General features: G+C 46.1%; 5 protein-coding genes. All 5 read right to left on the reverse strand.

Annotated features, from left to right (window positions below; genetic code table 11):
• Positions 1 to 4 precede the first annotated feature (4 nt).
• From Xhom_RS15110 to Xhom_RS15130, 5 genes are read right to left on the reverse strand one after another with little or no spacing between them, the layout of a single operon-like run.
• A complete protein-coding gene (locus Xhom_RS15110; protein WP_232326183.1) occupies positions 5 to 3,397 on the reverse strand; it encodes a non-ribosomal peptide synthetase in 3,393 nt (1,130 codons plus the stop codon).
• Entirely contained in the window at positions 3,390 to 4,598 is a 1,209-nt protein-coding gene (locus Xhom_RS15115) for an aromatic ring-hydroxylating oxygenase subunit alpha (protein WP_069318196.1), read from the reverse strand. The genes Xhom_RS15110 and Xhom_RS15115 overlap by 8 nt, the downstream gene beginning before the upstream one ends.
• Positions 4,598 to 5,620: a ketopantoate reductase family protein gene (locus Xhom_RS15120; RefSeq protein ID WP_069318195.1), complete on the reverse strand. Its 1,023-nt coding sequence runs from the start codon at positions 5,618 to 5,620 to the stop codon at positions 4,598 to 4,600. The genes Xhom_RS15115 and Xhom_RS15120 overlap by 1 nt, the downstream gene beginning before the upstream one ends.
• Position 5,621: 1 nt before the next feature.
• Positions 5,622 to 6,872, reverse strand: coding sequence for an MFS transporter (locus Xhom_RS15125; protein WP_069318194.1), 1,251 nt, complete (start codon positions 6,870 to 6,872; stop codon positions 5,622 to 5,624).
• The gene (locus Xhom_RS15130) at positions 6,869 to 12,541 is read right to left on the reverse strand and encodes a non-ribosomal peptide synthetase (RefSeq protein WP_069318193.1); all 5,673 of its coding nucleotides are present in this window, start codon (positions 12,539 to 12,541) and stop codon (positions 6,869 to 6,871) included. Before Xhom_RS15130 ends, Xhom_RS15125 begins: the two co-directional genes overlap by 4 nt.
• Between the last annotated feature and the right edge of the window lie 2 nt (positions 12,542 to 12,543).

Below are 12,543 nucleotides of genomic sequence, written 5' to 3' on the forward strand. Positions count from 1 at the left end.
AAAATTACCTATTGATATGCATATTCGAATTGCTATGACGTAACTGTTCCTCCGCTAACGCAATCAAATTTGTCAGAGATGGACGCTGATAAAAGGCTTTGAGTTTTAGCTCAATGGTAAAATGGGTATTAATTTTTGCCAGTAGACGCACAGCCATCAGAGAATCCCCTCCCAGCTCGAAGAAATTATCCTCTGGCAAAACAGTGCTGCGATTTAGCGCCTCACTGAAATGGGAACAGAGCTGTCTGGCAATATCAGAGCTAAATTCACATTCCACATGTTCTTCTGCCACAAGACAATATTGGTTCTGCCCTAACGTCAATAAAGACGCGGTATCAATTTTATTGTTAATGGTATAAGGGATAGCGTCAATCACCCGCCATTGCGTTGGGATCATATAATCCGGTAATTGACCTTGCAGATGCTGTTTGACCTGATCAATGAGTTTATGAGTACTGCCCGCAAACCCTGAAGCCGCCACCAGATAACCACAGAGCCGCTCATGGGGCTGTTTTTCAACTACGACCACAGCTTTATCAATATCCGGCACTTGCTTAATCCATGCTTCAATCTCTTCCGGCTCGATTCGATAGCCTCGAAGTTTGATCTGCTTATCCTTTCGCCCCAGACACAGCAACGTGTTATCCATGGTAAAACAACCCAAATCGCCGGTTTTATAAAGCCGTTCCCCGTTGATATGGGAGAAAGTATCTTCAATAAACGCCGCCTTCGTTAAGTCGGGACGCTGCCAATATCCTTTGGCTACCCCCGCACCACCGATGAATAATTCACCGACCACCCCTGCTGGTTGATGGCAACACCGTTCATTGAGAACATACATCCGTGTATTGGCAATGGGAGAACCGATGGGTAACACCCCCTGACTCCTTTGCGGATCTGCCACGATGTTCAATCGTTCTACACAGCAACCCACAACCGTCTCTGTCGGGCCATATTCATTAAAACACACGCTTTCAGGAGCAATAGCGTTGAGATAATCCAGATGGGTGCGACTCATCTGCTCGCCACCGACAACGATCACTTTCACGTCCAGCGATGTCTGCCGCTGCCCCAAACTGAGCGCCAGATGCTCCAGTTGTGAAGGTGTCGTTTTCATTAATCCCAGTGGTTTGTTCAGTTCTAATAAGCGCAGCAATGGCCCATCTTGACTATCCTGACTGACTTGCGAGGAGAACAACATGACGTGTCCGCGTGCCATCAATGGCAAGAGCAAACTGGTGATGGTGGCATCAAACCCGAAGGAAGTTGTCACGGGGACACCCAGCCCCCCCAAATCATGGGCCTTTGTCGGCATATAGGTTTGTGCTGCCCAGTTGAGATAGTTATTCAGCCCTTTGCGATAAACTTCAACGCCTTTCGGTTTGCCTGTCGTACCGGAGGTATAAATCATGTAGCAAAGGCAGTTATTTTGGGTGATGCGTTCCCATTGAGGTGCTAAAGGGCCAAAGTTCCTGTTGTTGTCTCTGTTCACTGCTTCCCATTCGCGCGTCAGCTCAATGACTGGGGTATTAAAACACGCCATCTCCGCGACCAACGACGCATTTTTGCCCTCCACGACATTTCCCTCAATCACGATGGCATCAGGACAAGCATCCTCGATAATCAGCAATAGACGGTTAAGAGGTAAGTGGCTATCGACGGGTATCCATACAATACCTTCCGTCAAACAGGCAATGATAGTGGCTAGAGCCAAGGGACTGGCACCAGAGAAAATCACAACTCTGGCCTGCTGCGCCGTTTCTGAAATAATATGTCGGCGTAATTCATCTGCGACTTTCTGGCTCAGAGAGTATAATTTTTCATAACTCATTCTTTCCGAATGCGATCCAACTAGGTATTCAACTGCTGTTAACTCAGGTTCTGTGTTCAATTGGCGGAAGAAATGCTGACAGAAGTCTTCCTGAAAGAGAATACCAGTCTGATTGAATGTCATCACCTGACGTTGATAATCATCCTCACTCAGCAAAGACTGAGCCAATACCTCTTGATCGGCATTGAGGATCATCGCGGTACACAATCGCTGATAACTGTTGCTTAATACACCAGAATAGTCTGTCGCAACATGGTCATATTGATATTCAAAACATAGCTCCACGGTGTCAATGTGATTAACCACAAACAACGTCAATGGGAATTTTCCCCCAACCGGGGTTAATTCATGTTGATAAGCACGAGTTCCGGGTAATGTCCAATCTGCCTGACCGACAAAATAGTTGTACATGACATTGAATAGCGGAGCCTGAGGGATCTGCTGCGCATGGCTGACACTGCGCACAATATGGCTGTAAGGAAATTGCTGATGTTGCATACCGGTGTAAAGCTGGCTACTCAACTGAGTGGCAATATCGGCAAAACTGATTTTCGGGTGGAAGATCACTTTAATTGGTAACACATTGATAAAGTAACCTATCGTTTTCTCCAGACACTTATCATCCCGCAAAGACGTGGGGACACCGAACACAATCGTTTGTTGTCCCGTCAATCGGTACAGTAGCGCAGCATATACGATAAAGTAAGCGAGTGCCGGTGAAATACCCAAGCTAGAGGCACAATGATTGAAGGAGTTAGCTAAATGCGGTTCCAGCAAACGCCGAACCATACCTCCCTGTTCATTCTTTGATGGTATGGGATTACCGATAGAGAGTTCCAACCGGCCATCTACTCCTGACAACTCCTTCAGCCAATAAGCTTCATCACTGTCCAAGTAGTCACCACGCAGTAATTCATCCTGCCAAGCCGCAAATTCAGCATATTCGAGGATATCGGCTCCTGTGTTGTCACTGAATAACGGCTCTCCTGCGTATGCAGTCGCAATATTATTGAGAATTAAGGCGACAGAATCATTGTCACAAATCAGGTGGTGGAGGCAAAAATGCAGAATATGGCGTTGCTCCCCTAATTTGATCAGCAGAAAACGGGCCAAACCGGGCTGGCTCAATGTAAATGGTGTCTCCAAGTTGTGCTGACAGTAAGTCAGTGCCCGTTGTAGTTGTGACTGATCATCATCATCCGAAGCCCCGTTTGGCTCAGACAGATCCACAACGATAACAGGCAATTCAACCGCAGGATAAATATGCTGCACCAGCCCCTGTTCAGTTTCGACAAATGCCGTACGGAAAGCTTCACTGTTTTGGATCGTCTGTGCAATTGCATCCAATAATCTCGCCTGATCCAACGCTCCGACTAACTCGTAGGTGACCGGCACAATGTAGAGCTGTTTTTCGGTTAATTGCTCCGCCAACCATAAGTCTTGCTGACCAGCAGATGCCTGTATTTCATCAATCTCAAAAGTAGCACCAACCTCAAAAGCACTATCCAGCTCAAAAGTACTATCCATCTCAGTATCAGTATTCATCTGGTCTTTCACCTTATTCATACCGGTTTGCCTCCCTGCCATTTGGATGCAGAATCGCCGCTAAGTTGCGGTGCAACTGGCTGATAAGAGACTCTGCCTCACCATACAACAGGCTCGGAGCGCTGGTTGTTTCCAGATTTTTCTGGACTTGTTCGATAGCTTCGTAATCCTCTTCCAACGCTTCCGCCAAATATTCCACATCTAATTGGCATACCTCCTTGATCTCTTCATCCGCTTTATGGATAAAGTTGAAGGTCTTCGACCAAGTTTGGTTGGCCGATACAGGATGGTAAAAAGAGACAAAAACATGATAAGGCTGCACCCCGATAATCACGTTAGGGAACAGTAAATAAGTAGCAACCATTTCCCGACGTATCTTATGGGGTGTTTGCTGGCGAACCTGAGCCAGATTTTTCAGTGGGGTCAGGATACGGCCGTGCTGGGCAAAAGAATCCAGTGAGTATAATTGACCATTCAATGTGGGTGCCAGACTTTTCCGGTGTAAAGACTGGACATGGTAATATTCGATAAAGTTTTCGATCAGCAGCTTCCAGTTAGCTTGCACCATTCTTTCTCGGGAATTCAGCAGTTGATGCTGTTCAAAATCGATTGCGGAAATTTGATCTTCAATAGCAGCGAACCAATTATCCAGCGAAAAGTCAGGCTTAGGATCGCTCGGTATTTGCCACAACATACCGAATCTTTGTTGGGCACTAATTGAATTCAGCGAACGATATTGGTCTGGTATTTCGGGAAATGCTTCCCGCCAACGAGCAGCAATCAAATGCCCCTGATGGCTGAATGACCAACTATGATAAGGGCAAACAAAGGCTTTTTTGCATCCTTCCGTGTGGTTTTCAAGCCTGGCTCCCCGATGTGGACACACGTTTTCAAATACAGCACAGCGATCATTGTCTACTTTGCTCACGATCATGGGAACACGGCCTTGGTAATCAACCGTGATAAAATCACCGATATTTTCCAGTGCCTGAATGGGCGCTATAAACTGCGGGATCTTTTTCCACAGATCTTTCTGTTCATCATTAAAATAATCCTGACAAATGTAATGCTTAACTTGGCTCTCATAGATCCCAACAGGTTCAGTTGCAATAAAAGAGTTACGCTGACTAAGCATGTCGATGAAATAATCAGCATAAGGAGAAAATACGTTATTCAGAACGCTTTCACCACCGTCAAGTAACCTTACTGTAGTATCGCTCATTAAGCATCTCCTTCGACCAGAGTCATATCCGTGAATGTATAAGATTGGGTTATGTACGATTGGGTTATATAGGTATTGTAAAAATCGAAATAACGATAAACAAAATCCAGATTTGGCACCGCAATGCCCACGTGTTGGCTGAGTCTGATAAAGGAAGCGAGTAAGGTGTCTGCCTCTGTTTCTTTGCCATGAAGAATATCCAGCACCAAAGAGGATTTAAAATCAGGAATGGACATCAAATATCCCATTGACTGACGCCGAAAATTTTCACTATCGCCGATGTATCCGGCTTTCTCGCCAATGGCCGTACATTCGTCAATAATCGCTTGGATCACGGTTCGGGAACTGCTATTACGCATCGCCGTTTCTACGCCTGAACGGACTAATCCACACACGGATGCCGCCGCATTCAGTGTGTTTTTAGCAAATGCTTTATGCTCTATATCTGTACATCCTTCGAAGGGAATGCCCGCTCGATTGAGTAAATCCAACGCCGCTAAGATGTCCGCTTCTGCCCGTTCTTCGGTCTGTTCAGGGACGCCAAGATAGCTGGTTTTAAGGAACCTCAATTTCAGTTTTTGTTTGCCATGCTGAGTCACAGAGAAATTGAGCACCCCACGAATAATCGTGACATCCAGTGCTTCATCAATAAATGGCCGTTCTGTGGCAAAACCATTCTGAAATAAGATAACCGGGCCACGAAGCCAGTGTTTATGACGCGATAATTGCTGACAAATATGCGGATTGGAGACAGTTTTACTGCACACATACAGTTGATCAAACTCTTTAGCCAAAAAAGCGCTGTAGTCTGTAAGGTGCTCATCGACAACAATGCTACCGAGATCTTGACTCGCTGCTTGTTCAGGTTTTGTCTCATCGATCAGCTGTATTTGGCTGATCGGTTGCGCTTGATGTCTTGTACCGCGTGAAGATAATAAAAAAACCTGACACCCTTGTTGCTTACATTGATGGGCTAAATAACACGCAACAGCACCCGTACCGATAATGCCTATCCTGAGCATATTATTCTCCCCCTATAGCGGCTAATAACCGGCGTGTCGAGATAAGCAAGGGAGGTAATATCAGTAAGGTGATCCCAATAAAGTAAAGATCCATTGGATTACCCGGCCCCCAAATCGCCCATCCTCCCTCCTGAGCCAGTAAGAGATCCAATACAATTCCAGTGATGAGATAAATAATGAAACTACTGAATGTCTTAACCAGATTACGCAGCGCGAAGACACGACCGTGATATATTTTCGGCACTGTGGTTTGCCATAACGTTTGCATTTTAATGATGCTTATCCGCATCGTGATAAAGCTAATCGCAATACAAGCACCGGCGACATAAATATTCTTTATCTGCGTCAATACCACAAAACCCGCCGCGAACAGGAATTCCAATGCTAATAGCGGCGTACGTCTTAATATAGAGGGCCGCCATGCCGATATAAGGCTGACGATCACCATGGAGACGCCACCGATAGACATCATGTAGCCTGCATCTGCGACAGAAAAGTAGGTAGTGAAATAAGGTACAATAGTGATTAACGCTCCCCCCACCAAAATGGCTTTGAAAAAGGTATACGCAATCATATAAGTCATTTCCGGCGATGCCTTGACCAACCGAACGCACCCGACATCCGGAAAAATAGCCTTCCAGTTCAATTTAGAGAGTGTGCCATCATCGTGCGGCAGAAACTGCACTGCGCTGACCCTGAACAATAACCCGGCAGCAAATGCACTGATCATGAAGGTCAACAGATCGATCGTCAGCACAATCCCCAAACCGTAGTGTGAGAACAGAAACGCGCCGATGATCGGGGCAAGCATTTGTGGTAATGAATCGCTGAGGCTGCCCAACGAATTAGCCCGATTCAGCGAAGCGGCCGGAACCAGCCGGAAAACCAGCGTGCTGTAACAATCAATCTGCAACGCAGTCAACACACTGGTCAATGCAATATAGAGATAAACCACGATGTTATTGAGATAGCCAAAGTGGTTGAAGATAAGCACAATCGCCAAGGCTAAACCCGCAATTCCTTCTGTCAGTAATAACACCTTACGTTTATCGTAATGATCAATCACATACCCGACTAACGGCATCAGTAAAAAGGCCGGAAGCACTAAGACCAAATACATGTTAGTGTAGGCAGTGACTGACATTTGTTTCTCTAGCAACCACAATCCGAACGCAAATTCGGTCAGCTCACTACCAAAAATCGACACGGCAATGCCAATCCACAGCGGATAAAACCCATTGATCCCCTTCATTCAACCATTACCTTTTTTTTACGACTACGGGCCTGTAATACGGGTTTTGCTTTTTGCCCTGTCATCTCTGCATGGCTATTCGGTGAGGATGCCTGCGACCCGGCTGTATTCCTGCTCTCAGCCAACGCCGATTCAATCCACTCGATCAGATCGGTCAATGTTTCGCAAGCCATAAACTCCGGTAGTCTCAGAGTCATGCCATGCTCTTTTTGCAATGCAGACAAAATTTTGATCGCGGTTAACGAATCTCCGCCCAACGCCACAAAACTTTCATTCATATTTAACCCATGTTGCCCAAGATGAGTCATCAGCAAACGACCCGCAGCGCTGTTAAGATCGACTCGTGATGGCGGTTGATCGACACTTTCAGAATAATGCGGCGGTAATAAACTGTGTTGTAATACGTGGTTTGGTGATGAGCTAGCTTGCAAAGGAAATCGTTTTATCGATACTTTGCCATTGGTAGTTTTAGGGAATTCAGCCAGATAGATAATGGCATGTGGCTGCATATAGTGAGCAAAGTTGCGACTAATAAACTGGCGTATCCGCTCGCTTAACGCCTTTTGTTCCTCTTTTTCAGCCTGAGTTTTTACATAACAGAGTAATTTTGTTTCCGCCACCGGAATGCGTGGATCAATCACACTGTTTGTCGTCAGTACAACCTGTTCGATTCCTTCCCATTGGCCGATGATACTTTCCAACTGAGTCGGCTCAATCCGATAACCACGTACCTTAATTTGAAAATCGGTACGCCCGAGGAATGACAAACACCCCTGTTCATCCATGCTGACCAAGTCACCGGTTTTATACATGCGCGGAATTGCATGATTGCAAGCTTCAAGCGGAATATACGGATCAGTCACATATTTGGCGGCGGTCAGGGTGTTATTACCGTAATACCCTTTGGATACCAGCGGACCGCCAATATACAGTTCACCAGACTCGCCACGCGGCACTGGCTGCCCCGCTTCATCCAGCACATAAAAACCAGTATTCGCCAATGGTTTGCCGAGCGGCACTGTTTCACCTACCCATGTATCAGAGGTAATTACCGAATCCGTAGCAGTAATGGTGGTTTCGGTCTGAGCATAAGCATTGGAGAAAATCCCCCCTTTCGGAACGTGCTGCTGCCATTTTTTAAGCGTCTGTGGGTCAACTTTTTCAGTCCCGACTAAAATGCGTCGTAAGTGGGATGGATAATCCATCGCAGGATCGTCCAAACTCTCCACCCATCCTTGCCAGTAGGTAGACGGTAAATCAGCCAGCGTAATCTGTTGCTCAATCAGCAATTGATTGAAATCAGCGAAGGTATTTGGCGGTGTATCACCGAAAAAGACAACCCGACCGCCCGCAGTCCAGACAGGGAAAAGTTCTTCAAGGACAATATCCCAGCACAAATCGGTAAATTGAAGCATCCGATCTTCGGGGCAGATCGCCAGATATTCCTTCATCATCAAACAGTGGTGGGCGATGGCACCATGAGAATTCATCACGCAATTCGCTTTTTGGGTACTGCCTGAGGTACAGGTAATGTAAGCAGTCTGCCCTGCTGGAATCACTTTTTCGGGATTTTGCAGTAACGCCGCGTTTTCCTCATCCACACCACATTGACGCAACAGCGTATCTTCATCGTAAAAGTTGAAATATTGCACATGAGAGAGTGTGTTGAAGGTGCCATAATCTTCGTCGATAAGGGCAAATCGCGGGGTCAATATTGAGAGCAGATATTCAACCTGAGTAACAGGGAGTTTTTTATCGATAGGAACATATACGCCCCCTGCTTTCAGTATGGCTAATACGGAGATTGCCAAAGGAACACCACGGCGCACCCGGACAAAAACAGGCTCTTCCGGCTGTAATCCTTGCTGTAACAAGTGATGGGACAACGCATTCGCCTGACGGTTCAGCTCAGCAAATGAAAGTTGCTTCATCCCTTCTGGCAAACCAGTATCAACTAATGCACATGCCTGTGGTGCATCGGCTGCGCGCCGTTCAAACAAAGCATGGATCGGTGCCTGATACAGAAAATCCTTCCGCACTGTTCCTATAGCAATAGAAGGGGCGTCCAGTGATTTCAGATAAGTGGCAATATCGGTCAGGGTCAGTGCATCCTGCTCTGGCACATTCACCAAATAATTCAATAATTGCCCCATTTTGCCGGACAGTATTTTAACTTGTACCTTGCTGTAGGCTTGTGCCGCGTACTCCCAGTGCAGATACAGGTCATTTTCGCTCTGGAACACATCCAAAGACAATTGACCAATAATGTAGCGTTTCGGATTATCTAACAATACCGACCAACTACCACTGTCATTAAGCCTGAGTTTACGGGTGCTGAAATTGAAATCGTAATTGAGATAACGGGTCAGCATTTCCGAACGATTGCCCAAGCTGCAATTTTGCATCGTCAGATCGTCAACGGTCACATCCTGATGGGAAAGAATCTCCAACAATTGCTCACAGGTCAGGTCAAGATATTCGCTGAAAAGCTGCTGTTCGTTACGGATATTCACCCGAACGGGCAACATTGCTGTCGTTAATCCCACCAGATTATCGAAGTTATCAAAGTTGCGCCCGGACACCGATGTGGACATAACGAACTGAGATTGTTTAAGTACCGAACCCAAAAAAATGGAGTAGACGGTATACATCAACATGTAAGGTGTCACGCGATGTTCGGTGGCGTAATGCAAAAGCTTGGCCGTCAATTCAGTCGGTAATTTCTCCAGATGGAAGCCCCCCGTAGCAAGCACGTCACCTTCTTCAGTGAGCACGGCAGGTGCCGGGGCTGGTAAATTAGCCAAATCCGTCTGCCAACCAGATAAATATTTATGCCAGAATGATTTTTGATGAATAAAGTCTGGTGTCCTTTTGAATGCAGCCAACCGTCCCAGATAATCTTGATATTGCAAAGCGGGTGGCAAGTCACTGGCACCATGATAAACAGCTACCAACTCGTCAATGAAGATATCAAAAGAGACGCCATCAACAACAGTATGGTGGGCAACCAAAAGTATGATATCCACCCGGCAATGATCCGATGCGTATTGCGCCAAAGGAGTTCCATCCCATAATGGTCGGGACAGATCAATTTGCGCCACATGTACTCTGAACATCGGCCCACGGTCGAGTATAAATTCTTCATCCAGACATGCTTGTTGCCATTGAGAAAATTTCTCTGGTGAATCGAGGAGCGACTGCTCAGCACGCATTACAGCATGATAATCAAATTGTCCCGCTGTCGTTTTAAACGTTTCAGGGCAAAATACCTGTCGCAGCTGTTGGTGACGATTGAATAAATACTCAATAGTGCTGTTCAAACGATGGGGCTGCAATTCATCGGTAATCACACACTGAATGAATTCATTGTAAGATTTTGAGGCTGCCGGATCGTACCAACTCGCCATCGCCAGATTTTTCTGCATTCTGGGTTCAGCCAAGACCGTTGTTTCCTGCATTTTCGGGGCAGTTGGTCTATCCAGCGGGCGAGAAAAAGAAGAGCGAGAAGAAACGATAATTCCCTCAACAGTTTTCTCGAAGGCGTTGAAACATGCCTCCAGTACATTATCATCATGAGCGGTAGAGAGGAAACAAGTGCGTCCTTCCCACGTATAAACCCCATTCATCAATAAATGATGGAAGAGCAGTTCGTGATTTTTCTTCTGGCTGAATTTAAAAAGTGATCCAAAATTCGCAACTTCTATCCCACTATTTGCTGCCGTGAATAAACCATTAAGCCGTTTAACGAATCCTGTAGTTCTGTCATTCAAATCAGCTTGTAACGATGGCCCTTTTGCTTTCATATGTAACAGCGTTGCTTCTGCGGCTGCCATTGCCAAAGGATGTTTACAAAACGTTCCAGCAAAGAAAGTGGTTTCATTAGGCGGGTAAGAGGCGTCACCAAATTGCCAGAAACCGCCATCAATATAATCCATAACTACAGCATCTCCGGCCAGCACACCAACGGGTAGGCCGCCACCGATAACTTTGCCATAGGTCACCAAATCTGCCTTGACCTGATAGTAATGTTGGGCGCCTCGGGCGTGGTAACGGAATCCTGTAATGATCTCGTCAAATAACAGGACGATATTCTGTTGTGAGGTGATTTTTCGTAACGTCTGAATAAAAGATTTTGGTCGTAAAGTGATATTGCGTGATTGGACGGGTTCAACCATAACCATGGCGATTTCATGCCCGTGGGCCATAATGTAATCCAGACTTTGCTGTTCGCCATAATTAAGCACCACAATATCCTGTCCCAAATTATCAGGAATACCGCTGGATTGAGGAAACCGCTCTCCTGGCTTCATGCCGCCCATAAAGAGGATTTCCGTATAATGACCGTGATAGGCATTATTGAAGATGACAACTTTTTGTTTCCCACTGGCAGCTCTCGCCACACGGCAGGCAAGCATAATCGCCTCAGTGCCTGAATTGGTGAAAGCGACACGTTCAACGCCAGTGATTTCGGTAATGAGATCCGCAACAACCATCGCGGACTCATCAACAGGCCCAAGATGAAAGCCGTGCTGGAGCCGCTTTTGCAACGCCTGTTGGATAAAATCGGGATTATGCCCAAAAAAGTTGACGCCAAATCCCATCGCGATATCGATAAAAACGTTACCGTCCAGATCGGTAAAGTGTGCCCCTTTTGCCGTTTTCCCCACAATCGGATAACACAGTTCTTTCAGTTTGCTGTTGAATTGGATCGCATTGCGGTTATCACAGAGAGCTGTCCGATACTTCTGAATAGTGGTTTTTGAAGCGCTGGTTTTCGCATTGTATTGTTGAATAAACGCTGTTGTTTCGGCATCACATTGCACAGGCTCTGAAAGCACAATCGGTTTGTAGGTAAATTTGGCTTTTTCACCCGATGAAGCTGCAGGCATAATCACCGTAGGCTGAGGCTGTTCAGAATGATGAGCAGGAACTTCGACGGATTGTTTGGTTGATTGAGTGCTGTTTAGCGGAACCGTATTTGATGTTGTAGGTACAGTTGATGTTATAGGTACTGTTGATACTGTGGATAATGCTGACACTGGCAATTGATTCGCCGTTGCAAAGTTCGTGGTTCCTCCCCTGACATTCTGCAATACCGCCAACTGTTGTTGGAACAGTTGCTGCATAGCGTTTAACTGAGCCACCATAATGCCCTGTTTAGTATCAATATCGTGTTTGGTTTCGCGGACAGTAGCAATAGGTGTGTTAACTATAGATTCGTTAACCATAGGGCCGTTGAACGCCATCGCAATAGGCGACACAGGGGACGACAATGATGCTAATGGAGATGTTGGTAAAGCTATCGGCTCATGCTGCATATTGACGGTTGCCTGTGGCTGTACCTGTGCTTGTGATTGTTGTGGCGTTGGCACCTCTGGCACAGATAGCGGCATCTGCAGCTTATCATTAACGCTACCAGCCGGAGCAGGTTGGGCCTGCTGACTGACGAAATTGGCAACCTTATCAATATTCGACAATCCCTTAAAAAATTTCCCGATACCGATATCCACCCCATATTGGGATTTAATATTGTTTTTAAGTCTAATCAATGTGAGAGACTCAATACCCAGCGCCAGAAAGTCAGTATCGGTAGGCACATGCTCACTCGCTAATTCCGACTGTAACCAACTTTGCAGAGAGTGTTTAATTTCATTTGGCAGTTGCGTCATTA

This window comes from Xenorhabdus hominickii, assembly GCF_002632725.1.
In the GTDB taxonomy this organism is placed as follows: domain Bacteria; phylum Pseudomonadota; class Gammaproteobacteria; order Enterobacterales; family Enterobacteriaceae; genus Xenorhabdus; species Xenorhabdus hominickii.

What these genes read in the sequence shown, in the direction of transcription:
- Xhom_RS15110 (WP_232326183.1), bottom strand. Translation starts at nt 3,397, where the DNA reads ATGAATAAGGTGAAAGACCAGATGAATACTGATACTGAGATGGATAGT.
- Xhom_RS15120 (WP_069318195.1), bottom strand. Translation starts at nt 5,620, where the DNA reads ATGCTCAGGATAGGCATTATCGGTACGGGTGCTGTTGCGTGTTATTTA.
- Xhom_RS15130 (WP_069318193.1), bottom strand. Translation starts at nt 12,541, where the DNA reads ATGACGCAACTGCCAAATGAAATTAAACACTCTCTGCAAAGTTGGTTA.
- Xhom_RS15125 (WP_069318194.1), bottom strand. Translation starts at nt 6,872, where the DNA reads ATGAAGGGGATCAATGGGTTTTATCCGCTGTGGATTGGCATTGCCGTG.
- Xhom_RS15115 (WP_069318196.1), bottom strand. Translation starts at nt 4,598, where the DNA reads ATGAGCGATACTACAGTAAGGTTACTTGACGGTGGTGAAAGCGTTCTG.